Origin of the sequence: Janthinobacterium pasteuri, assembly GCF_051380775.1 — a bacterium.
In the GTDB taxonomy this organism is placed as follows: Bacteria; Pseudomonadota; Gammaproteobacteria; order Burkholderiales; family Burkholderiaceae_D; genus Janthinobacterium.
In genome coordinates, this window is the sequence record NZ_JBNYXS010000020.1 from 94251 (window position 1) to 118506 (window position 24256).

General features: G+C 58.0%; 19 protein-coding genes and 1 pseudogene. 8 read left to right on the plus strand and 12 right to left on the minus strand.

The features are described 5' to 3' along the window. Window positions 1-10: 10 nt before the first annotated feature. A complete protein-coding gene (locus ACQ4WN_RS19425) occupies window positions 11-778 on the minus strand; it encodes a TorF family putative porin (RefSeq protein WP_436552994.1) in 768 nt (255 codons plus the stop codon). Between the two features lie 269 nt (window positions 779-1047). Here ACQ4WN_RS19425 and ACQ4WN_RS19430 point away from each other — a divergent pair, with 269 nt between their 5' ends. The 6 genes and pseudogenes from ACQ4WN_RS19430 to ACQ4WN_RS19455 all read left to right on the plus strand — a co-directional run bounded on the left by ACQ4WN_RS19430 (window position 1048) and on the right by ACQ4WN_RS19455 (window position 7747). Further along, window positions 1048-1296 carry an accessory factor UbiK family protein gene (locus ACQ4WN_RS19430; RefSeq protein ID WP_092716695.1) on the plus strand — a complete coding sequence of 83 codons (249 nt, stop codon included), beginning with the start codon at window positions 1048-1050 and terminating at the stop codon, window positions 1294-1296. Window positions 1297-1407: 111 nt separating this feature from the next. Further along, window positions 1408-1656, plus strand: a pseudogene (locus ACQ4WN_RS19435) (magnesium chelatase domain-containing protein); the annotation flags it as partial. 146 nt (window positions 1657-1802) lie between these two features. Further along, complete coding sequence (locus ACQ4WN_RS19440) at window positions 1803-3140, plus strand: site-specific integrase (protein WP_436552995.1); 1338 nt, start codon at window positions 1803-1805, stop codon at window positions 3138-3140. Beyond that, the gene (locus tag ACQ4WN_RS19445; protein WP_436552996.1) at window positions 3137-4759 is read left to right on the plus strand and encodes a hypothetical protein; all 1623 of its coding nucleotides are present in this window, start codon (window positions 3137-3139) and stop codon (window positions 4757-4759) included. The genes ACQ4WN_RS19440 and ACQ4WN_RS19445 overlap by 4 nt, the downstream gene beginning before the upstream one ends. Then, a complete protein-coding gene (locus ACQ4WN_RS19450; RefSeq protein WP_436552997.1) occupies window positions 4756-7227 on the plus strand; it encodes a hypothetical protein in 2472 nt (823 codons plus the stop codon). The genes ACQ4WN_RS19445 and ACQ4WN_RS19450 overlap by 4 nt, the downstream gene beginning before the upstream one ends. Next, window positions 7211-7747 (plus strand): hypothetical protein, encoded by a 537-nt coding sequence (locus ACQ4WN_RS19455; protein WP_436552998.1) that lies wholly within the window; start codon window positions 7211-7213, stop codon window positions 7745-7747. Before ACQ4WN_RS19450 ends, ACQ4WN_RS19455 begins: the two co-directional genes overlap by 17 nt. A 1228-nt stretch (window positions 7748-8975) precedes the next feature. Here ACQ4WN_RS19455 and ACQ4WN_RS19460 read toward each other — a convergent pair. From ACQ4WN_RS19460 to ACQ4WN_RS19485, 6 genes are all read right to left on the minus strand, one after another. Beyond that, entirely contained in the window at window positions 8976-9377 is a 402-nt protein-coding gene (locus tag ACQ4WN_RS19460; protein WP_436552999.1) for a transposase, read from the minus strand. A gap of 207 nt (window positions 9378-9584) precedes the next feature. Beyond that, complete coding sequence (locus tag ACQ4WN_RS19465; protein WP_436553000.1) at window positions 9585-10061, minus strand: DUF4405 domain-containing protein; 477 nt, start codon at window positions 10059-10061, stop codon at window positions 9585-9587. A 3-nt stretch (window positions 10062-10064) separates the two neighbouring features. Beyond that, a complete protein-coding gene (locus tag ACQ4WN_RS19470) occupies window positions 10065-10892 on the minus strand; it encodes an FAD:protein FMN transferase (RefSeq protein WP_436553001.1) in 828 nt (275 codons plus the stop codon). Then, window positions 10889-11425, minus strand: a complete 537-nt coding sequence (locus ACQ4WN_RS19475) for an FMN-binding protein (protein WP_436553002.1) — start codon at window positions 11423-11425, stop codon at window positions 10889-10891. Before ACQ4WN_RS19475 ends, ACQ4WN_RS19470 begins: the two co-directional genes overlap by 4 nt. 9 nt (window positions 11426-11434) lie before the next feature. Further along, window positions 11435-12745 (minus strand): putative porin, encoded by a 1311-nt coding sequence (locus ACQ4WN_RS19480; RefSeq protein WP_436553003.1) that lies wholly within the window; start codon window positions 12743-12745, stop codon window positions 11435-11437. 40 nt (window positions 12746-12785) lie between these two features. Next, the gene (locus ACQ4WN_RS19485; protein ID WP_436553004.1) at window positions 12786-14015 is read right to left on the minus strand and encodes a cytochrome-c peroxidase; all 1230 of its coding nucleotides are present in this window, start codon (window positions 14013-14015) and stop codon (window positions 12786-12788) included. 306 nt (window positions 14016-14321) lie between these two features. Between ACQ4WN_RS19485 and ACQ4WN_RS19490 the strand changes: the two genes are divergently transcribed. Continuing rightward, window positions 14322-14669 carry a transposase gene (locus ACQ4WN_RS19490; RefSeq protein WP_436553005.1) on the plus strand — a complete coding sequence of 116 codons (348 nt, stop codon included), beginning with the start codon at window positions 14322-14324 and terminating at the stop codon, window positions 14667-14669. Here ACQ4WN_RS19490 and ACQ4WN_RS19495 read toward each other — a convergent pair. The 4 genes from ACQ4WN_RS19495 to ACQ4WN_RS19510 form a co-directional block, all read right to left on the minus strand. After that, on the minus strand, window positions 14666-15232 hold the full coding sequence (locus ACQ4WN_RS19495) for a recombinase family protein (RefSeq protein WP_436553006.1): 567 nt from the start codon (window positions 15230-15232) through the stop codon (window positions 14666-14668). The two genes, ACQ4WN_RS19490 and ACQ4WN_RS19495, sit on opposite strands and share 4 nt — an antisense overlap. Window positions 15233-15376: 144 nt before the next feature. After that, entirely contained in the window at window positions 15377-15811 is a 435-nt protein-coding gene (locus ACQ4WN_RS19500) for an EamA family transporter (RefSeq protein WP_436553007.1), read from the minus strand. 111 nt (window positions 15812-15922) lie between these two features. Continuing rightward, complete coding sequence (locus tag ACQ4WN_RS19505) at window positions 15923-16258, minus strand: PepSY domain-containing protein (RefSeq protein ID WP_436553008.1); 336 nt, start codon at window positions 16256-16258, stop codon at window positions 15923-15925. Window positions 16259-16734: 476 nt separating this feature from the next. Further along, window positions 16735-20472: a PAS domain-containing protein gene (locus ACQ4WN_RS19510; RefSeq protein ID WP_436553009.1), complete on the minus strand. Its 3738-nt coding sequence runs from the start codon at window positions 20470-20472 to the stop codon at window positions 16735-16737. 528 nt (window positions 20473-21000) lie between these two features. On the opposite strand from ACQ4WN_RS19510, the gene ACQ4WN_RS19515 reads away from it, so the two are divergent. Then, window positions 21001-21966: a GGDEF domain-containing protein gene (locus ACQ4WN_RS19515; RefSeq protein ID WP_436553010.1), complete on the plus strand. Its 966-nt coding sequence runs from the start codon at window positions 21001-21003 to the stop codon at window positions 21964-21966. 354 nt (window positions 21967-22320) lie between these two features. Here the strand turns inward: ACQ4WN_RS19515 and ACQ4WN_RS19520 are convergent, their stop codons facing one another. Continuing rightward, window positions 22321-24054: a S41 family peptidase gene (locus tag ACQ4WN_RS19520; protein ID WP_436553011.1), complete on the minus strand. Its 1734-nt coding sequence runs from the start codon at window positions 24052-24054 to the stop codon at window positions 22321-22323. Window positions 24055-24256: the final 202 nt, after the last annotated feature.

Genomic DNA, 24256 nt, shown 5'->3' on the forward strand with positions numbered 1-24256 from the left:
GCAGTCTCGCTTAAAAGGTTTTGGACACGGTCAGCACGAGACCAGATTTCGCCAGGTTCTTGCCGTTCGGTGCCAGCGACGTGATATTCGCCTTGACGTAGGCCAGTGCGACTGTTGCCACGCCGAAATCCTTGGTGACACCCAGCTTGTAATCGGTGTAGCTGAGGGCATCGTTGTGCTCGACCTTCTGACGTCCCACATGCAGGTTCAGCAGATAGCCTTCGTATACATCGATATTCGCGCCCACATCGAGGTAGCCGCTGTTCTTGCTGTCAGGCACGCCGAACAGATTGGTCGTCGAGTGCGAGTACTTGATGTAGGCCGGACCATAGCCGAGCTGGCCATATAGCTCGAAGGTGTTGGCATTGGTGCTCAGCCCATTCGAGGGATAGAAGTAGTACAGGCCGCCCACATCGTAGGTGAAATCCTTGCTGATCTCGCCACGCTTGCCGCCGTAGATATCCCATTCCAGATTGGTATCGCCGCCGCCATCCTTGATCCATTTGATGCTCGACAGCCAGGTCCCCACGTACAGACCCGTCGGATTGTGGGTATAGTCGGCACCGCCGCTGATGGCAGGATCGAGACGGCTTTGGGACACGCCGCGGTAACGGTAGTCGCTGGTCAGCGCCACGTTGTAGCTCACCACGTTATCAGGTACGGCTTCGGCAGCAGCAGGCGCTGCCACTGCATCCTGGGCCATGGCGCTACCGCACACAGCGGTCATGGCCAGCGTCAACGCTGCTACTAAAGTCAGGTTCTTGGACAGATTCTTCATGGCGATTTCCTTTTATTGAACTTTTAAAGCGGTTGAGGTTTAAAATCTTGGCTGGAGATCACAAAGCGTTCATAGCTTCTTTAGCAGAATACGTGCCAGCTCTCTTGCCACCTTGACAGGTGCATTTCCGTCCACACATACCCTGTAAGCCGCCAGGGCTGCGCTAATGGACTGCTGAAGCACAATGAGCCGCCCAGTTTCGCACCAGATTAACGCCGCTGTGCACCGCAATGGTGCGATGCACAGGCCGCACCATATAAGGACTGACCATGGACATGAATACCTTCTTTAACGACTTGCAAGGCAAGATCCATCAAGCCATCGAAAACTCGCCTGCCAAGGATATCGAGAAAAACGTGAAATCGATGATGACCCAGGGCTTCGCCCGCCTCGATCTCGTCACACGCGAGGAATTCGATATCCAGGCGCAAGTGCTGGCCAAGACCCGCGCCAAGCTGGACGCACTGGAATTGCGCCTGATCGAACTGGAAACGCGCCTGAACGAACCAAAGGCATAAAGTACCGCCGGCAAGGTCGCGTTATAGACGGCCTAGCTGGCATACCTCAAGCCTGACAGCGTTACAAGCGCTAGACTGATCCTGACCGCGCTCGCGCCACAGGGGAGTCTGATGAGTCTGGCCGTCCTGAAAAGCCGCGCCCTGGCCGGCATGGAGGCACCCGAGGTAAGTGTCGAAGTCCACCTTGCCAATGGCTTGCCCGCCTTTACCATTGTCGGCTTGCCGGACACGGAAGTGAAGGAATCGCGCGACCGCGTCCGCGCCGCGCTGCAAAATTGCGGCTTTGACATGCCGGCGCGGCGCATTACGGCCAATCTGGCGCCGGCGGACCTGCCCAAGGAATCGGGGCGCTTCGACTTGTATGGTGAGTGTCCTCCCCAATTTGACTTCTTATTTAGTCAGCTCCTTTAAGCTATCAATGAAACTTGGAGCAAGATGCAATTCTAAGTTGTATTCTTTTTATTTGCTGATAGGATGTTGTAGAAAATCCTAACTTATGTCATTTAATGAGACTTGAAACGCACGGATCAAAAGTCTATCTCACGAGCGATTCCGGAATCCTCCATGTACCGGGCACGCTATATCTGAACGAATCCTACGCAAACCCTCACACAAAACACGTCGTTGCCAGGGCATTGCGGGTCTGGGTACGCTTGGCCGATGCATTTAGCATTGACCTTGCAGCCCGTGCTCTTGCGGGACGCTGGCTAACCGAGGCCGAAAAGAAGGCACTGCGTTATTTGGTCTTCCGGCCAATTGAACAGATTGAGTCGATGTCCGACCGTGCGGTGACGACCATCGCATCGGCGACCAAGGACAAAGAACCGAACGAGCGGGCGGGCGCGGTTGAGCCCAATACAGCACTCAAGCAACTCGTAGGAATCGCGGACTTCCTGCTGTGGTTTCATACGAAGATCTTGGAACCACGCATGCCTATCGGATCTGCAGTGAGCGAAACCCTACAGCGACGAGTCGAGATATGTGCCACGGAGCTCAAGGAAGGCGTGCGCGGCACAAAGGCACTCCATCCCCACCGTATCCGTTCAATGCCGACCGAGCGATTCATGCTAATCTATTCTTCAGTGTTCCTGCGATCTGCAGACCTTTTAAGAACGCAGAGTGGAAAGATTGGCTGCAACCACTTGCGCGATCGGGCAATAATCTTATTAGCGGCTGAGGGCATGCGGCCAGGCGCCATCGGAAACGTCGCACTGGCGGACTTTAAGTGGACAGGTAAGAAGGAGCGTGGATATGTCACCATCAAAGATAACACCGCGAGACGTACCAAAAAGGTCAGCACAAGCACGCCCGTGCAGAAAGGTGCGGCTAGCAACCAAAACTACAACTCAGAAATTACCATAGCGATCTGGGCCACAACGGCCCAGGCCATACAGGACTACATCAAGAGCGAGCGAGTGGCTGTCATAACTCGCACCCTGCGCAACCGCTCAGAAGGATTCTTGTTCTTAGCTGAGCATGGCGGTCCGATTGGTGATCGTGGCACTATCGCTCATGTGTTCCGGCGGATGGGCAAAGGCTTGACCGAAATCGGATTGTTGTCAAAAGATCCGGCCGACCCCTATCTTCACGGCGAAGTGTACGACTTCGACGCTTACCTGCTACGGCACTCGTCTGTTTCGCTGTTCTATGCAACGAAGATCCAGACGAAGAGTGTAGACGTTGTGATGGATTTGATGAAGATGCGCTTCGGATGGTCCAAAGAAAGCGATATGCCAGCTCTCTATGCGCAACGGGCAATGAGCGATGCAGCTAGTCTAACGGTCGATGACTATATGGAGTCACTTTTAGCCGAGGCCAACGTCTCCAAAAATGCTGAAAAATGAACACTGTTAAAAAGATTGTTGGGCGTGCAATCGCAGAGTGGCAAGAAAATGTTCCGCTGCGCTGGACGATGTCCGAAACGCTCGGCAAAGGCAAGCGCGCCGAACTAAAGCAATCCTCGTTCGACCTTACCCCCCTGCTTGAATGCTACGACCGCGATTTCCTTCTCGCGCTCAAGGAGTGTTGGATCGACAGGGTTTTACAGGTAAGACCTACAACAATCTGGAATGATGCGTACCGAGTCCAGTCGGTTCTTCAAGCCTGCCAAAGTCAATTTATACAGATCTGCAATGAGCGTGCCGTAACGCCGCCTGTGTTTGAAAGAATTGACTCAGACCTTCTTATGGGTCTTTGGGCGGTGCAGGACCGCGTGCCGCAAACCTATCTGGCCACGTTCAAGACTTTTTACAACAGGCAACTCCACAACCCAACTCTCTTTCAGGCCGGCCTTCATTCGAGTGACTTTCCTAAAGGCAAGCGGAGTACTGACGATTCACAGGAGCTTGGAGCTGTAGGGCAACTTCGGAAACGCGTCCTGGCCAGCGCTTTGAGCCGGGCCACACTTGTACACATCCTCAATATCACAGAGGCAGCTTACGAGACAGGTGAGTTGAGTCTGGGCGTCTTTGCTTTTAGCCGTTTGCTGCTAAGCCGGGCGGCACGGCCGGAGTCATTCCGAGTACTTCGATTGAAGGATCTTCAGATCGACGTGATAGACGGCAAAAAGATCTACTTCCTCACGATCACGATCCCTAAGGCAAGAACTAGCGAAAGACCTTTAGCACATATTCGTCTACATCAAGAAGTAGGAATGATCCTTGACCGACAACGGGATGCGGTGGCCAAGCGACTAGGTGGATTGATTCAGGAAAAAAATGCGGCGCTCAGTGAAAGCATGCGGGCATCATCGCCTTACACAATTGGTGATCTACCGCTATTCCCTGGCGTAGGGACTAGCAACCGAATGTTTAAGGCGTCCAAAGAAAGGTTGGGGCTGATAGGAAACGCGAGCTATCTTGCCGGGTTCTACATGGCGCCTCTGAAGAAGCTGACCGGACTCAAGATGAATCACGTAATACTCAGGCACACCCTTGGCACGCAATTAGCAATCGCCGGGTGCTCAACTTCAACGATCGCTGCCGTGTTGCTCCATGCTACTCATCGAGCAGCCAACGTTTATGTCGACTTAATCTTTTCAGGCGCTATCGATGAACTCAGCGACTCCCTGGAGCCGGCATTCTTGGAGCATTTCCCCGTGATCAAGCATGTTGTATCAAGCAAAGATGTGATCTCGCCGGCCAAACGGATCGTGTCGCCCTCCGTGGATCGTACGCGTCGCGAAATAACTGGAGAATGCGGTCGACATCAAATATGTCAGTACGCCCCAATCGCTTGTTATGAGTGCCCCCGCTTCAAACCCTGCTACGACGTCGACCACACAATCAATCTGGAGCGAGTCAATGAGGAAGTCGAGTCTGCACGCGGCGGTGGCCTGCCGCGTCAAGCCGACATAAAGCGGTACATGCATATTGCAAACCGAATCCGAATCGTCATCAACATTTGCGAGGTCAAGCGGCAAGCAATTGAGGCTGAGCGTGCAAAAGTAGAGATGGCTCGATGAACCAGATAATCGGTCTCGATCTGGCTCGGAGCAACGAGGTGCTACAGACGTTGGCCCAGCAGTGCCGAGAAAACATGAGGCAGCATTGGCCGCAGGTCAATTTCGATGGGGACTCGTGGCCAATCTACACCTTGTATGACACCAAAATGCTTGATGTGGGGTTCGGTGCAGCGATCATCGACTTCGCAGGTACAGATGCGAGCTATCTTTTAGCCTTTCGCTGCCTTATGGCCCGTGCGGCGCTCGAAGGCAAGGCCAAAAGTCCGCGACTAGCTCTCCTGGCCTGGAGGTTACTCCATCGTCAAACCGTTCCTCTTGGGGCATTGCATCGCCATCACATCTGTGATCTCGAAGAGGATGAAGTAAAGAAAACCAATCCGGCGGCGGCTCATCCGGTTTTAAGCTCATTAAAACTACTTGGAGGGATGCTTGACGACCTCGCGCGTCTAGGAGTGATCAGCTATTTAGGATGGGGTCCTAGCGCGGTTGCCAAGGAGACGCTACGAAACATGAGTATAGCGTGGCGAAAGCAACGCCGGGGTAACAAGGACATTGAAGTCTTGGATCGGCAGATCGAGGGCCTCTCAGATGCAACACAAGCAATGCTTTTATGCGATGAACGCTTGTCCGCACCTGACCGATCAGCTATAGCGGTAGCCAACATACTAATGTGCGCCCCATCCCGAATTAATGAGCCGCTATGCATGCGGGTCAGCGACCGCTATAAAATTGAAGATTACGCCAAGCGTCCGAACGGGGATGAAGTAGGCCCGCTTTTTCAAGCACACCAATTACTGCTGATGAAGGGCTCAAAAGGGGCAGATTGGTCAGGAAAACCAATTCTCAACTTCATGATTGGTCTGAGCGAGATCTGCTGGAACACCATCCTCCAACTTGGGCAGCGGTCTAGGACTCTTCTGGAACACTACGAGCAAGATCCCAATCGCCTATATCTGCTACCGGAACTTGAATATCTCCGGGGCACTCTAATATCAAAAAATTCTTTGTGGAAAATTACAAACCTGACCAATCGAGAACCGAGCCGTACTGAAATTTCGGGGACAGGTTCAGGCGTTTGGGCGACATTTACGAATCTGCACAAGGGCGACGTTACTGCGGTCGTATTAATTGAAAACCCGCGTAGTCACCGATCTGATGGCGAAAAAAACCGCAACGTTAAAATTCAAGTACTAAAGTGGCAAGCGATAGAACTCTATTTACTCGAGAGAGTGCGCGAGCGCATGGAGGCTATGCGTCGAGTGACTAGGCAAAATCGATACTATGGTGTGCTAAGCGAAATGCTCATGCTCGTGGACACTAACCGCACTCCTTACCTGCCGCAGGCGTGGGATGCCGATGCTATACGCGCTCGGTTGAAAACTGCACCCTGGAGGCAAAAAAAGGGCTGTGAAGTAAGCGTTTTCATTAAGCTCGACCTTCAGATGACTAAAGATGGCGAGTTGGTGGACTGTCAAATTGAGCCGCATGACACGCGGCGATGGCTAACTACAAAGGCTCTGGATGCTCAGGAGAGACTGAGTGACGTGCTTATCAACAAGTGGGCCAACCGGATCAACGTTACCCAGTTGGCGGCCTACGACTTACGAACTGCCGAACAGAAAGCGAACCAAGCTGCGCTGCCAGTTCCCAAAGAATTGCAATCCATCACCGCGGGTCTTCAGGCATTGGAGGGAATCGAAAACGAATATGGCCTGCACACTGAGATTGTAGTTGCCCATGGAGATGGGCTTGCGGTCACGAGCGTAGATGCGGTCACGCAAGCCACCGAGAACCGCCCTGTAGCACGTAGTGGCAACCAGATCATCATTCTCTATCCTAACCGTTTCGGCATATGCCTTCATCAGCATCACGAGACACCTTGCCGGGCATATGCCGGGTGCTCTGAAGGATGTAACGAACAGTTAACGGTTAAAGGACATCTACCGACCAACGAAGAGTGGCGCAGGCAGGAGGTACTGAACAACCGCAGCATAGTCAACCAGTTGCAGGCCTTGATCACCGCTCGCCAGCGGGGCCTAGCCGACGACCCAGCGACGCTCGATGCCCACCTACTGACGCTGATTAAAGGAGTTAACATGCGAACTATGGCCGATGAGCTCATTGAACGCTTTCATGAAATCAAAGTGCAGATCCATGATCTGCACTTCAGGAACGAACTTGAGGCGGCATTCGTTTCCCATGGTGTCGTCACTCGCCTCGATGACCCAGCTGTTCCAAATGGTGCCCTAATTAAGTACCACAACCCTTCCAAACATGCTGCACCCGGTCACGAGCGCGCGCTAGAAGCACAGTGCGGTGGTCGCAAGGAGATGCAACGGCAAGACACTCTCTTCTATCAGGAACATCCTGAATTGGCTCCTCGAACTTTGGGGCTAAATGATGAGCGCCATCTGCTTGAAGTTGATGATGATAATGATGAAGAGGGGAAAGATGAACAAGCGGCCTGATAAGATTCTTAAGGGTGATTCCAGCGTTATTTCTAAGGGGCAGGCCGGTGCGAAAGTGGTATTGACTGAATCCCTTGCCCGTAAGATTGTTCGCATGATCGAGCAGTTTCCCGACGCGAGCGTTGCAGTTACTTGGAACAACGTGATACTGCAGACGAAGTTACGCTTCGGCCACCATTTCCGCCGTAACGTGTTATCCCAGAAGACTTGGAACGGACGTAAGCTTATTGCAGAGGCGTTCCAGGATGCCCAAGAGATACAGCGTCGTCAAGCCCGTGACACTGCCCCGAAATATGCTAACGAGCCTCGAGCACGATTGCGCCTTATCGTATCCAAGCTGCAGTCCGAAATTCTTGCCTTGCGTGAGCAATTGGACCGCGTACGTGCCATGCAATACGACGAAGTTCACTCGCTTCTAGATACACGAACACCTCTCAACAGGCTGGTGGGATTGAGATCGGAGCTTAGCTCAACGGTCCCTAATGGTTTCGAACTAAAACCAATAGTGAACCCGAAATAACGTTAGGCGTCCTCCCAGTCACGTCTATATGATCTGATCCGATGTCCGCATGTTTGAATAGGGTGCGAGATAAATTATGCCGACAAATTCAATTATGGACACAAAAATTCAGGCGGTCATTTCGTTGCCGAAGCGCGTCCCCTATCGCCGGCATAGCTACAGCACCGACTTTACCCGCGAATGACGCGGCAGCGAAGGCAACGCCCCGTGTTGCACACTGCGTAACGTTTGCTGATCTTTGTCGAAGTCCCCGTGTGTGGCCGACGAGGTGTACAGGCCTTCAGTACCGATAGCAACTGACCATAGCTGCCGAGTTTACACAGCATGAGGCAACCCTTCCAGCCGACTGACAGTAGGGCCAGTTGATCCTAATACATGGACGTCTCGCTTTCGGCAACGTGATCATTGATTTGTGAAATTGAAGATGCATTTCAGCATGTCGGGCGGCTTCCTCCCGAGGCTGTGAAAAAACGCGATCGTAGATCGCCGAACTATATCAAGATACCGCGTGTGGTTGAACAGAGTGTATTTTTGCGAGTAGCTCGACAGCTAATTCGATGGATATCCCGCGCTCCGCCAGAAAGGCAGCTGCGAAAAATACTCCATGTGATCGCGCCAGTTCAATCGCAGCGCCACAAATTCGCCAAGTTATGAGGTCCATGCCTTGACCATAGTCTACTGCGTCAACGGCGTTTTGATGTTAATCAAACAGCGACGAGAAAACCGATACATCAGGTGACCGGATCGACGCTTCACCTCTACAACTAGCTGTATGCCGCAATATTTCACCTGAAAATATTGAACTACATCGAGCGACTGCTAGTTGTAGAGACCTGCATTTGAAACGGGCTCGACCAGCATTCCAGTCGATTCTCGGCCAGGAATAACTGCAACTGACGGTTCCGCAAACCAGCATTAGCTGCAAATGAACCTGCACTTACCAGCGCATCCTTACGGTCTGGCGCGACACCCAGCCAGCGGCGAGCGTCAAGCGCGTAATCGGCCACTGGCTGGATGTGCTGGCCGAAATCGAGGCCGATAGCAAGGCGGTGTTGAACATCCTGGGCAGTTGCAGATAATGCTGGTTCGCGACGATGAAATGCAGGTCGGCGCGGATAAATGCAGGTTCATTTGCAGCTAATGCTGGTTTGAGGGGGGCGTGAGTCGCAGTTATTCCTGGCCGAAAATCAGCTGGAATGCTGGTCGGGCACGTTTCAAATGCAGGTCACTACACATAGCTGCGGAAATTGTAGCAGCTTATCCGCTGCCAGGTGGCGCGCCATTTCTGAGCGATGGTTTCAATATGCTGGTCCCGCCAAGTCGTGCCGGTGTCGGAACGTACAGCGCTCTTGTGCGGTGGAATGATCACTTGCGCATCGGGCTGCTGCAACGCCAGATGAAAAACTTGGCGTATGAACAGCGCGGTCTCGATTGCCACATTGGAATACTTTGTTGGCCGGCCGCGCGCCCCGGTCTTCGCTGGACACCACTCGGCAATCGCCTCTTCGGTAAACCACATCGTAAAGTCACCGCGCCGCTTGAGCGCGGCGTTGTACGCAGGCCAGTTCGTCACCTTGTAGTGCGGCTTCTCGAATTTGTGGCGACGCTCTTCGCTGTGTTTGTACGGCACGGGCCTACCTGGAAAGAAATGATGCCAGATTGTACACTTCTGTGGCGATCGGTCGAATTATTCAACAACGCCCCACAGCGCGGAATCGCGTCCCGACGCCGTGACGCTGTTTTACTCGACCGCCGACAATCAGGTCGGCCGCATCCGCCTGTCGGCGCGCAAGAAGATGTCGCTGTGGCGCTGGCTGATGCCGTATTGAGCTGCGCCTCAGGGACGGCGCCGCCCCAGCATGACGTGCAGCACGCTCAGGCCACCCAGCCCCAGGCCGACGATCCAGTGCAGCGCCGACCAGACGGGCCGGTCGCTTTCGCCGGCGATGTAGTAGAGGCCGAAGCCGCTCAGTATCAGCGCCGCCAGGGTCAGCATCATGCTCCAGCCCGACGCGAGGTTGCGCCCGGCCTTCAGGGCGCGGCGGATGTGGCCGTTCATCAGGCTGCCGAGGAAGAACAGCGCCGCCATGGTGGCCGCGCCATGTACTTTCATGGCCCACGGCTCCAGCGGGTGGATGGTTTCGCCGAACTGGCCGGGCGCGCGCAGGTAGTAGCGCGCCAGCAGCCAGGCCACGCCGCTGAGCAGCAGCGCGGCGCCGCTGGCGTAGACGCAGCGGCGGTGCCAGCGTTCCAGGCGCAGGTTGATGTGGTGGCGCGGGTGCGCGTGCGGGGTGGCGGGTTTGTGGGAGTGCATCGTTCAGATTATAAGCGCTGCGGCGCCGAAGACGGCCAGCGCCGGGTGGCGTGCGTCGCCGCTGGCCAGGACGATTTTGGTCAGCGCGTCGGCCACGGCGCAGGTGGGCGCTTGCACCGTGGCGCTGGCCGGGCCCGTCATGGGCCGGCCGTCGCGCCCGTCGACGAGGGCGCTGACGGCGGCGCCGTCCTTGTCCCGGGCGGAAAAATAGCTGGCCGAGGTGGCCAGCGCGGCGTCGCTGAGTTGCAGTTGCGCGGCGCCGGCGGTGGGCTCGCCCGGCGCGCGCAGCGTCACCGGGAAGGCGGCGGTGCCGAGCACGCGCAAGTCGCCGCCGGCGTTGACGCAGGCGCTGCGCACGCCGGCGCGCGCCAGCGCGGCCACGGCCAGGTCGACCGCGTAGCCCTTGGCGATGCCGCCCAGGTCGATCCAGCCCTCGGCCAGCTTGCGCACCGCGCCACTATCGGCGCAGCGCAGCACCTCCACGTGCGGCGCGTAGCGGGGCGCCGCGCCGGCGGGCGCCGGCAGACAGTCCCAAGCCACCAGTTGCGCCGCGCAAGCGATGTTGAAGATGCCCCGCGAGGCCGCCGCCACCTCCTGCGCCAGTGCCAGCACGGCCCAGGTGTGGGCGTGCACGGCGAGCAGGGCGCCGGGCGGCGCGCGGTTCAGGCGCGCGACGTCGCTGGAGGAGGCCTGGAAACTCATCAGGGTATGCACCAGCGCAACCTCGGCGAAGGCCAGCGCGGCCGCCGCGTGGGCGTCCCGCTCGGGCAGGGGATCGTTGATGCAGATTTCGACCAGGGTGCCCAGCAAGGGCTGGGCGCGGCGGATCATTTTTTCAGCACCACCTGGGCGATGGCGGCGATGCGCCGCACGCCGTCGGTGACGTGGGTGGCCGAGAGGGTGGCGCCGCTGATGTTGGCGATGCCCTCGCCGACGCTGAGGCCGGCCGGCGCGCTCTTGCCGACGAACTGGCGGCGCCAGGCCGGGTTGCGGATTTCGCCGCCGTGGCTTTCGCGGTAGGTGAGGATCTCCACCTGGCGCACGCTGGCGTCGGGGTTGACGCCGACGGCGTAGGAGATCAGTTCGAACTTGCCGACGACGTCGTCGAGGATCAGGTAGCCGATCGTCGCCTCGGCCTTGTAGGCGGCGAAGACGCGCCAGTTGACCGAGCGCGCCGGCAGGGCGCAGAGTTTTTCCACCTGCTGCATCTGCGCGCCGTTCAGCGCCAGGTTCTGTTCGCGGAAGCCGCTGGCCTCCGGGAACATCAGGCGCTGGGCCTGCTCCAGGTTCAGATACTGGGTGGCGAAGGCGGGCGCGCTGGCCGCGCCGGCCGCCAGAGCGGCCAGGTGCAGGGTTTTCATCATGCGCGAATTTTAATACGAAAAGCCCACGCCCAGGTTCAGGCGGTCGCGCGTGTTGTCTTCGCGGAACTTCTGGTAATCGGCCTTGAGCACCACGCCCTCGCCCAATTTCAGGTTAGCGCCGATGGTGGTGACTTTTTCGTCCGCACCGGCGGCGATGCCCAAGCCCTGCGGTACGGCAGCGTAGCTCTTCGCCGTGTTGTACTGCTCATAGCGCAGGAAGGGGCTGAGGGTGTAGTCGCCCGCCTTCAGCAATTGGTAGGCTGCTTGCAGATACCAGCCGGCGAAGACGCTCGGTAGCGGGTTCGGCGCGCCGACGTTGGTTTCGTTGATGGCGTCGGTGTGGCTGATCTGGCCGCGCGCGTACAGCGCCGACAAGTCCCAGTGGCCCGGCGTGTAGCGGCCGTGCAGATCGAACAGGGTGATGCGCGCGTCGTTGGCGGCGAAGCCCTCGGTCTTGTGGCCGGCCTTACCGGTGAAGACGGAGCCGCCCAGCAGCAGGCCGGGTACGCCGCGCCAGTTCAGGGCACCGTGCATGCTCAGGTCGCGCGACTTGGCCAATTGGCCTTCCTGGTGGATGCTGCCCAGCGGCGATTCGCGCCCTTCGCCGTCGGCGCCGGATTGCCATTTGCTCAGGTCGAAACCGGTGGTGACGCCGGCGTCCCAGCTCAGGCCGTTGGCGAATTCGCCCGACAGGCCCAGGCCCACTTCGCGCCAGGTCGAGGGGATGATGGCCGTCTCGACGAAGTTGCGCTCGACGCCGTAGTAGGCGGTCGGCTCGTGGTTGGTGTTGAGCAGGCCGACCGGCATCAGGAACAGGCCGGCCTTGCCGCGCAAGCCGTTGCCGAATTCGCGCTCGACGTACAACTGCTCGACTTCGCTCTCGCCCTTGTCGTCGGCCGAGACGACCGCGTGTTCCCACTCGAACTCGGCAACCACCTTGGTCTTCTCGTCGAAGCGGTGCTGGATGCCGATGACGGCGCGCCGCACGTCGCTCTGGGCGGCGCTGGCGTCCTTGCTCGGACGGTTGTAGTTGATCTCGCCGTAGCCGGTGAAGACGGTGGCCGGGCCGGCGGCGGAGACCACGGGCGCGGCGGCCTGCGGCGCTGGAGCGGCCGCCACCTGTGCCGTCAACGCCTGCTGGCGCTGCTCGACGATGTCGGTTTTCTTGACGCTGGCCTTCAATTCGCTCTTCAGTTGTTCCAGTTCGGCGGCCATTTTTTCGATGCGTTGCAGCAGTTCGGGTTCGCCGGCCAGGGCCGGCAGCGGTACGGCCAGGAATGCGGCGGCGAGGGCGGCGGCGATCAGGTTTTTGCTCATCATGATGTGTTCTCTTAAATGAATTTTGAAATGAATAGAGGGATTAGTTTGCTTTGTAGCCGTCCGTCAGCGTGCCGAGGAAGGTCACGACATCGGCGATTTCGCTTTCCGACAGCGCCGGCGCCATGCCGGGTTTGCGGTTGTAGGGCACCTCGACGATGTTGACGTTGCCGCGGTACTGGGCCGGTAGGTCGTTGAATTTGTCGACGCTGCCGTCGGCGGCCAGCGGATACCATTCCTCCGGATTGGTGTCGCGGCGCACGTAGAAGGCCGTCACTTTGCTCAGGTCGGTGAAAGCGCCGTTGTGGAAGAACACCTTGCGCGTGGCGACGTTGCGCAGGGTCGGCACCTTGAAGGCGCCGCACAGCTCGGCGCGGCCGGCCAGGTCGGTGCGGTCCGGGCCGCACAGGCCCAGGTCGAAGTAGGCCGGGTCCCGCGTGGCGGCGATGGCCGGATTGCGCGGCACGCCCAGGTTGTCGAAGCTGAAGTCGGTGAACAGCGGCGGTTTGCCGTCGGCGCCCACGCTGCTGGTGTGGCAGGCGGCGCAATTGCCCTTGTTCGGATTGTTGAACAGGGCCAGACCGCGCAGTTCGGCCTCGTCCAGCTTGACCTTGCCGGCCAGGAAGGCGTCGAACTTGGAGTCGTAAGGATGGAAGGCCGGATCCTCCAACTGATACTGCTGCAGGGCGAAGGTGAGGCGGGCGAAGGCTTGCTCGGGATTGTCGAAGATGGCGCCGCCGAAGACCTGGCGGAACTGTTCCGCGTAACCGGTCTTTTTCAGGCGGGCGACGACTTCCTCCTTGCTGGCGTTGGCCATTTCATGCGGCGCCAGGAAGGGCCGCTGGGCCTGTTCGGCGAGCGACTGGGCGCGCCCGTCGCGGTTGATGCCGCCGGTCGGCGTGCCGTCCTTGGCGAAGAAGAAGGCCGGCGTCAGGTTCAGGTAGCGCAGCGAGGGCGAGGCGCGGGAGCCCTGCGCGTCGCCGTTCGGGCCGCCCATCTGCACGGCCAGATGGTCGCTTTGTGCGTGGGCGTTGGCGGCGTTGTGGCAACTGGCGCAGGATTGCTTGCCGGACACCGAGAGCGACTGGTCGCTGAAGATTTTTTCGCCCAGCGTGGCGGCCGCGGTCAGCGCGGCGCCGCTCACCGACGACGACGCGGTGGCCGGCGCATTGCCGCCGCCACCGCCGCAGGCGGCCAGAGCGAGGGCGAGCGCCAGGACGGCGCAGCGGGACAAGGTGCGCGAAGACACGAAAAGACGGGTTCTATTGTTCATTGCTCGGATAGTCAGGGGACGGAAGGGAGCGCCGTAGCGCGAATGAGAATGATTATAATTTTCGATTGCCGTTGTTGCAATTCGGCAGCACGGACCAGGCCGATCGGCGCGTCCGGCGGGCGCGCAAGTGTTGTTTCTTAGCACAGAGCGGGCTGGCGGGCGCCGCCCGGCGCTTGCGTGCGTCTGCGCACGCAAGCGCGGCGCCGGAGGGCGAATACTGGCCTGCATCTCTTAGGCGTTGTTGAATAATTCGACCGATCGCCACAGAAGTGTACAATCTGGCATCATTTCTTTCCAAGTAGGCCCGTGCCGTACAAACACAGCGAAGAGCGTCGCCACAAATTCGAGAAGCCGCACTACAAGGTGACGAACTGGCCTGCGTACAACGCCGCGCTCAAGCGGCGCGGTGACTTTACGATGTGGTTTACCGAAGAGGCGATTGCCGAGTGGTGTCCAGCGAAGACCGGGGCGCGCGGCCGGCCAACAAAGTATTCCAATGTGGCAATCGAGACCGCGCTGTTCATACGCCAAGTTTTTCATCTGGCGTTGCGGCAGCCCGAAGGCTTCATGAACTCGCTTGCCCGTGACCTGAAGGTCGAGATCAGCATCCCGGATTTGGGGTTTGAGGTGCAGTGGAACGGAAAATCGGGTTAAGGAGTTGGCGCCACCTTCAAGTATTGATACACGGTCTCCCGACTGATGCCGAACTCACGCGCAAGCGTTGATTTCTGCTCGCCGGCACCAGCGCGGCGGCACAGCTCGACAACCTGGTTGTCCACCAGCGCTTTCTTGCGACCTCGGTAGGCGCCGCGCTGCTTGGCCAATGCGATCCCTTCGCGCTGCCGCTCGCCGATCAAGGCCCGCTCGAACTCCGCGAACGCGCCCATGACCGACAGCAGCAGGTTGGCCATTGGCGAGTCTTCGCCGGTGAAGCTCAGGCACTCTTTGACAAATTCGACTCGTATCCCGCGCTTGGTCAACGTCTGTACCAGCCGGCGCAGATCGTCCAAGTTGCGGGCTAGACGGTCCATGCTGTGCACGACTACTGTGTCGCCTTCGCGGGCGAATGACAGCAACGCGTCGAGCTGTGGCCGCTGCGTGTCTTTGCCGGATGCCTTGTCGGTGAACAGCTTGTCCACCTGGACCTGATCGAGCTGACGCTCTGGATTCTGGTCGAAGCTGCTGACCCGGACATAACCTATGCGCTGACCTCGCAAAACGTGCCTCCTTAACAAGATGTGTCAGGAAAGACTCTATGACCGTTCAAGGCATATGTCAAGTAACTACGATACCGACCCTATTCTGACGTATTGCGCTCGGGTCTTCTGACATCAGGTTAGGGTGTAGCTCAATCTGACGCATCAACGCTTGAAGGCCAACAAGAGAACGCCACCAGCGACCATCGCAATGCCCGACCACTCGCGAAGTGATGGCCGTTCGCCCAGAAATGCGAACGCGAACACAGCCACCAGAACGAGGCTAAGCTTGTCCACCGGCGCGACCTTGGATGCGTCTCCTATCTTGAGTGCCCGGAAATAACATACCCAAGACGCACCAGTGGCTAGGCCGGACAACCCAAGGAACAACCAGGTCTTCGACGAAAGCTCGAAGGGGTTGGACCACTTGCCCGTGTAAGCCACGAACACTGACAGTACGACAATGATGATTGCCGTGCGGATCAAGGTGGCCAGATCGGAATCGACGCCCTGAATACCAATTTTGGCAAAAATGGCTGTCAGTGCCGCAAAAACGGCGGACAGAATTGCCCAATAGAACCAGCCGTTTGGTGTCGCCATATATTTCCTTAAAGTGGTTTAAGCCAGAGAAATAGTGCGTGATTGAGGTCTTCCATGTGGTCTCCGGGGCCGAATCACCCAACTGGGGCGACCCGGCCTTGTGGCGTGTAGTTAGTCTTGCTTGTCGTGGTCGTCATCGCGATCAGCTTTGTCTTCGGCGGACGAAATGACCGTGCCTTTGTCGGCATCGACCCTCACATCAAAGACTTTGGCCCCACTGACGACCTCCACGTCGTAGACCCAGCCCTGTTTCGAGTTCTCGTACTCGGCGCGTGAAGCCTTGCCGTTGGCGTGTTGCTCGGCAGTGGTGACAGCCTGAGCCATCGGGATTTTGGCCTTGGCGATGGCTAGGGCATCGTTTTCCATGCCGCCTTGGGCGGCATAGGCAACGGTGCCCGCAGCGGCAATGGCTGCGGCCAGGAGAGAAAGTTTGCTGTAGCGATTCATGGTTTTTCTCCAAAAAGAACGCAGGTATTTGCGCAATGGAGAGATTACGGAAGCTGACTTAGCTGGCACTGAGCCGCTCAAAAATAGCTTAACGTGCTTTATTTTCCGTTTTCTGCGATGCCCCCCCCAACAGGCTAGTCTCGACACTTAATCACGGGTCTCGGGGCGAAGCCCTGATTCGACTGCGACGGGCGCAAAGCGACCTAGCGGGTGAAACACTGGATGAATTGAGCGCAGCGATATACATCTGGCATCCTGTCCTTTACTGTTAGGGCGTGGGTGTTGTGACTTTGCACTGACTTTGCATCAAAGTTGCACCGCAATGGCGCCATTTCGGTTGTGAGTTTGTTGGCAGATTTACAGGATTCTGATTTGTAGCTGGCGAGGATTAGTCTTGAGTTGGGCGCGTGTCTGGATCCTGTGCGAGGTACCGTGGTTGTGTTCGGGATACCGTGGCGATGAGCCGCTACGTTGATTCAGAACCGCGCGAGTCGCGCAGCAGCGCCGAACAGGTTCTCGATCGGTTCGGGTCTGTGCAGCAAGAACCCTTGCGCGTAGTCGATGCCGATCTCACGCACGCGCGCCAGCACTTCAGTCCGGTCCACGAACTCGGCGACCGTTTTGACCCCCACCACCCGGGCCACGTCGACGAAACAGCGCACGGCGGCGGCGTCCAGCGGGTCATCGATCATGTCGCGGATGAAACTGCCGTCGATCTTCAGTAGATCGACCTTGAGGGTCTTCAGGTAGCCGAACGACGAAGCCCCGACCCCGAAGTCGTCGAGCGCCACCCTGGCCCCGAGAGCGCGGACCTGTTCGATGAAGATCGCGGCATCCGCCATATTGGTGACGGCGGCGGTCTCCGTGATCTCCAGACAGATGCGCCGGCAGACCGCGCTGCCGGCTTTGGTCAACGCGTCGATGGCATGTAGGTGAAACGCCCGGTCACCCACTGACTGTCCTGATAGGTTGATGCACAGAGTGTCGATAGCATTCACATCTGGCATAGCCTGGATCTGCTGCAACGCGCGCTTGAGTACCCAGCGGTCGATTCGCGTGGCCATGTGGAAGCGCTCTGCAGCCGGCAGGAAGGCCCCCGGCTGGATCAGGCTGCCATCACTGTCCAGCAAGCGGATCAGCACTTCCGCGTGCAGCCCCGTTGAGCCCTCGCAAAGTGCTTCGATGCGCTGCGCATAGAGCACGAACCGGTCTTCATCCAGCGCCTGCTCCAGGCGCGTGGCCCACTGCATTTCGCCATGACGTGCACGCATGGCTTGGTCGGTGTCGAACCAGGCATGCACGCGGTTGCGGCCCGCCTCCTTGGCGGCGTAGCATGAGGTGTCTGCGGCCTGCATGGCGGCGGCCGTGTTGGCCCAGCGGTGGTCCACCGGCACCAGGCCGATGCTGGTGCCGATGCGGAAGCGGCGCTCGTCGTGCAGGAACCTGAACTCATCCATACGGTCGCAGATCTGCTGTGCTACGCGCTGGGCCTGGTCGGACGGGCAATGCTCCAGGATGACCGCAAATTCGTCCCCCCCCAGGCGTGCCAACGTGTCGCGCGCGCGCACGGCTTCGCGCAGCAGCTTGGCGACCTGCTGCAGGAGCTGGTCCCCCACCGAATGTCCGCAGGCGTCGTTCACGAGCTTGAACTGGTCGAGGTCGATGTACAGCAGGGCATGCTCGCTGCGTTCCTCATGGGCCTTGTCCAGCGTTCGGCGCAACCGAGTCTCGAACTCGGCCCGGTTGACCAAGCCTGTGAGCGCGTCGTGCGTGGCGCGGTAGCTCATCTCGCCTGACAGGCGCCGCTGTTCGGTCACGTCGTGAAAGACCAGCACGACCCCGAGCACGTCGCCGTTCGGATTGCGGATCGGCGCAGCGGAATCCTCGATGCCGAACTCGTCGCCATTGCGCGAGATGAGCACCGTGTGGTTAGCCAAGCCCACGATCTTGCCCTGTGCCAGGCAGGTGGCCACAGGATTCTCGGTGTGATGCCGGGTCTCTTCGTTGACGATGTGAAAGACCTGGGTCATTGGTCGCCCGAGTGCTTCACTGGACAGCCAGCCGGTCATGCGCTCGGCTGCCGGGTTCAACCAGGTCACCTGGCTTTGCGCGTCGGTGGTGATCACGGCGTCTCCGATCGACTGCAGAGTCACGCGCAAGAGCTCATGCTGTTCGGCCAGTTGGTTGGAGAGCTCGCGCAGTGGCGTCACATCCCAATTCACGCCCACGATGTGCAGAGCCTGGCCCACGGCGTCACGCGTCACACTGCCAGCGGCACGAAGAAAGTGCACGGAGCCGTCGCTCCAAATCACACGAAACTCGGAGCGAAAATCGGCACCGTTTTCCAAGGACGACTTGAACTCTAGCTCAGCGCGGCTTCGATCGGCGGGGTGAAGGTGGCGAGCCCAGAGCTCGTAGCCGTCCGTACCCGTTCCCTCAGGCAGACCGTACAGCGCGTACATCAGGGCATCCCAAGTGAGTACGCCGGTTTTCACGTTCAGCTCCCACACCCCGATGCCACCGGCTTCGGTCGCCAGCGTGACGCGCTGTTGAGCGGCCTCTAGAGCCAAGCGACCTTGCACGCGCAGGGTGATGTCCTGGAAGGCGCCGTACAGCCGCACCGGCTTTCCGTCCACAAACTCCGCGTGGCCCGCCGCACGTACCCAGATCCTGTGACCGCCCTTCTGGATGAACGGCAGTTCCAGGTCCCAGTCCGTGCCGTCGGCCATGGCCTGCGCCACGGCCGCCTCGACGATGGGGCGCGCTTCCGGCGCATAGAAGTCGATTGCCTCGGCCAGCTGGGGCTGGTAGCCAGGCTCCACACCGTGGATGCGACAGGTCTGCTCGGACCAGTGGATGCTGCCGCTGGCGATGTCCACCTCCCAGCCCCCGACCCGTGCTAGGGCACCCGTTCGGTTGAGTAATTCCTCGCTCTTGCGCAACCGATCTTCCTGCGCCTTGCGTGCCGTGATGTCCAGGTGGGTGCCGAACATCCACTCGGGCTGGCCCTCTGCGGTGCGGGTCAGTACCTTGCCGCGGTCGAGCACCCAGACCCAACGGCCATCGCGGTGGCGCATGCGCACCTCGCATTCGTAGGCCACCGTCTCGCCCGTAAAGTGAGCCTGAAGCAGCACACTGGATCGCGCCATGTCCTCGGGGTGGGACAGATCGACCCAGGTCTGGATGGTGGTGGGGGAAAGCTCATCCATGGTGGCCCCAACAATCTCGGCCCAGCGGCCATTGAATCGCGTCTCGCCGGTCTGAACGTTCCATTCCCAGGTGCCCGCGCCGGTGCCCTGAATGATCGCTGCCAGGCGCATGCGCTCTTCGTCGAGTGCCCGGCGCGACTGCAAGCGTTCGGTGACGTCCTCCACCGAACCCACGTAGCCGGTGACTTCGTCATCGCCATCCAGCATGGCACGCGCAACAGAGCGCACATGGCGCACCGTGCCATCTTGGCGGCGGACCCGAAACTCCATGTCGAATTCTTGCTTCAGCTCCGCTGCGTGCTGCCATTGGGCGAAGACAGCGGCCTTGTCGTCGGGGTGCAGCGTGTGGCTCCAGCCGTCGCACAGAGCCTCGGCCTCGCTCAGGCCATAGATGGCTTGCCAGCGCGCATTGGTGTAGGTGCAGGCGCCGGCCGCGTCTGTGGCGAACACGCCTAACGGCGATGCTTCGCTGAGCGTGCGAAAACGGGTTTCACTGGCTGCGAACGCCCGTGCCATGCGACGTGATTCCAGCACATGGACGGCAGCAATCGACAGCAGGCGCAGCACCTCGCGCTGCGTCTCACTCAGGCGGCGGGGCACATGGTCTATCACGCACAGCGTGCCAACGTGGGCGCCGTCGCTCAAGCGCAGCGTGGCGCCGGCGTAGAAACGGATGTCGGGCGCCGTGGCCACCAACGGGTTGTCGGCAAAGCGAGGGTCGGCCAGGGCATCGGGCACTTCGAAGATACCGTCGTCGAGGATCGCGTGAGCGCAGAACGCGACGTCACGGGGTGTCTCGGTCACCCCGGGCAGGCCCACATTGGCCTTAAACCATTGCCGGTCGTGGTCAATCAGGCTGACCAGCGAGATCGGGACGCCGCACACCAAGGCAGCAGTTGCCACCAGCGCGTCGAACTCGCGCTCGGGCGCGGAGTCGAGCACGTCGAGCTGTTCCAGCGCCCGCAAGCGCTCCCGTTCGTCTAATGGTATCTGTGCGGTCAGCATAGGGCGGGCTCGTTTAATAGAATATTCCCGATTGTCTCACAGCGGCACATCGTGGGAGGCGCGAACTGGGCTGGAATTCAGTCTCACATTGGTGATTCGTTTCTTGAGCGCATTTCGGTGTGAGCGGAGGCGGCGAATTCCACGACTTAAGGCACAAGAGAACTCATATGCAGACCTTGCCCAAAGCGTGGCAAGAAAACATCCTGATCAGCACGGTGCTCCCCTATATGGGGCAAACACAGAATTCGGGAAAAATAGGGCGCTAAGCCTGCCTAACCCAGTTTTACGTTCCGTTGCTCTGAGGCGGTCAAGGCCGAGGTGCTGGAGGCGATTGACGACACCAGCCCGAACGTCCAGCATGACGAAACAATGCGCCAAGTGCGCGCTGCGATCAGGAGGGGCCACGTGACCCGTCCAATAAAAACGACGGGCCGGACTATAGTTTTGTGAGGTAGAAAATTAATTTCTTCGGCCATTCGTTTTACGTCGTAAAATTGCATTTTAAACATTTATACGTTGGAGAAAAAAATGGAAATACCAAAGATTCCAACTGACGAGCAAGAGCGTCTATTCCAATTGAGGTCCGCAGCCATTCTTGACACACTGCCGGAAGAACGATTTGATCGGGTGACTAGAATGGCGCGACGGTTGTTTGGCGTCCCTATTGCCCTGGTAAGTCTTGTGGATGAAAACCGGCAATGGTTCAAGTCATGCTTTGGATTGGATGTTTCTGAAACGTCGCGCGATATTTCCTTTTGCGGGCATGCAATTTTAGAGAAAGGAACGTTTGTTATTGAAGACACGTTGAAGGATGAGCGGTTCTTTGACAATCCGCTTGTAACGAACGAGCCGCACATTCGGTTCTATGCTGGTCAGCCACTGCGGCCACTCAATGGGACGGCGGTTGGGACACTGTGCATCATTGATCGTGCTCCACGCGAATTCTCGGCCGAAGATCAACAGATGCTTGTTGATCTTGCCCAAATGATAGAGCGCGAAATTATCGCCGTTCAGCTATCAATTCTTGATGAACTGACGCGTATATCGAATCGACGAGGATTCCTAACGCTCGCTCGGCATAGTCTCGAGATGTGCAAGCGTCAACAGTTCCCAGCTACGCTTATTTTCTTCGACCTGGACAAGTTCAAAGAAATAAACGATACGTATGGACATTCGGAGGGCGATAGGGCGTTGAAAATCTTTGCGGAACAAATAGCAGAAGCATTCCGCACATCCGACATTTTTGCCCGACTCGGAGGTGATGAATTTGTTGTTTTGATAACCAATGCCTCCAATGCCGTGACTCAAGAACTGGTTTCTCGTTTCGTGGGCAACCTTCAAACACGCTGTGCTAAGCTTGGCCTGCCTTATTCCATACAGCTTTCGTATGGTGCAGTTGCCTATGACGTGCTCAAACATGCAACGGTCGAAGACATGTTGCAGGAAGCAGATGCTGCAATGTATGAGCACAAGACAATTAAGAAGAAAAAATAGGCCACATTGATATTCAAATATGTCATCTTTAGGTGTAGCGGCTCGCGTTTGAAACCGGCCATGCTCGCATTCGACGCCGATTTCAGCTCGAATTAACTGCAAACGATGGTAGGCCCGTGCTCACGCTATCTGCAAATGAGCTTGCAATCGACGGTGCGGGCCTGTATTGCAGGCTCTCCGGCTCACGCTAACTGCAAATGACGACCCATCATGGCAGGCCCGGTGCCCTCCGCGAAGGGCTGCTTTCGACCCAAAGCCGACCTTGCTCACTACGGTTCACGAAAACAAGAGAGGCGGGAGAACCTGCAGATGACAGCGGGTCATTCCAAACATTTACTGAACTGTGGAGATATTCTATTCCCGCCGAATCTCGCGAATCGCTGCCTCCAGAACTTCGTCACGCTGTGCACTCAACCCCACGATTGTTGGCTTCACCTCGAGGTCCGGCACAATACCGACACGCTGGGTAGGCCGCTTGTCGGGATAAAAGACCCCAATTCCGCTGATCATGGACCGTAAGCCTCCAGGCAAGGGAATCGACGACACATTGCCATCAGCACCTGCTGTCGTACTGCCGACCACTTTCGCGCGTGATCCCACACGCAGGGCCATTGCCGTATATTCGGATTGGCTTTGGGACGTCTCGTCGACCAGTATCATCACCTTGCCCGCGTACCGCGATGCCTGCGGCATGAGCGAAAGTTCGTGCCCCCACTTGAACCCGCCCGGATTGACAAGGTCGCCGACCGTGAACCTGACGAACTTGGTGGGTGCGTCAATGAAATACGCTCCCAAGGCGAACGGCACGAAATCCGACGGATAATTGCGGATATCGATGATCAGCCCTTTGGTCTGCGCGGCGCGCTCCATATAACCCGGAATGTCGGCACGCTTGATCGAAGACAGTTTGATATAGGCGATGTCGTTCGCTAAAAGTTGGAAGGTGTTCCCTGCAATGTCATGCGTGATCGATTTTCTTGGTCCGATTAGCGGCAACCGGAAAGCGGCGATCTCACTCACGTCACTCCCGCGCCTCAGTTTGAGTTGCGTGGTGCCGCACGGCCCCTTGGTCATTTCTCTCGTCATGTCGCGCAGACGCGTCGGCTCGTTCGAAGCCGAGTAATAGGGCCGCCATGAATCGAGCAGCTTGGTAACCGTGACGCCATCAATGGTTTCAATGAGGTCGCCGAGCCGCAGTCCACTTGCTTTGCCGGCTTCGGCGTTTGTGTACCCGCTGACCGTCGCATGCCCATCCACTAAGTGGACCTTGACCGGCAGCTCGCACGATCCGACCGGTGGACGCACATGAAGCGAACTCCACAGATTGGCATGGGTATCGTGGATGAGCGCTATGACGGCTATCATCGCCAGTTCGTAGCTCTTGCGATCCTTTGCCAAGGCCACCGAGGAAATCGAGTCGCGCAAGACGTCGTCCCAGTCCGCGCCAATCTGGTCGCGGTACGGTGCCCAATACTCGACAATATTCCAAAAACGGAACAAAGAGAGTAGTTGGAAGCCAGCGTCCGGAAAACTCAGACTTTTATAGTCGACCTCATTGTCGAAAACAGGATTGCCGATTTGCGGTACGAGAGAAACATAAAACTGTTTTCCAGTGCTGCTGCGGTGACGGTATACCTCGTTCAGATCGCTGCGCAGCTCCGCGCTCAGCCGATGGGTGTCGTTCAGCCAGCCGAGGCTTGGTAGCAGCTGGAAATCCTGCTCGTCTAGGTTTGCGCACGGACTGCACTCCGCCATGGGTCCCAGCCTAGCGATCCAACGGTGCAACACGGCATCGGCGCTTGAACGATCCTTAGCCGCGAGCACGTCTGGGAGGAGGCGCAGCAGCTCGAAGTCCCATTGGCGTCTGCCATCAGTTATGGTGGGATGGTGGTACTTTAAAAATCCCCATATTTTGCCGGCGATGACGAGATTTTCTATCTGTATCGGACTGAGCTGTTGAAGGCTGATACGTGAACCGGAATCAAATTCATTGTTCATTTCAGGCGCTGGGCTGTCGAGTTGGGCTGCGGCCATACCCGCCGTAAAAACACATCCGCACAACGCGGCTACAACAATTTTTTTCAACATTTTGGCAATCTTGAGAGTTAAATTCTTCTCGTTTTTGACCAATCGGCATGGGGCCGACTGCCAGAGTATTTTTTAAAGTCTGCTATTGGCCCAGGCTGTGTAAAAACGCAGTTTTGTGTAAACGGATGCTGTTGGGTAAACGTTATGCCAGTATCTCATCAATACGAGCGCCAGATGAAACGATTTATCGAGGGTGAATGCC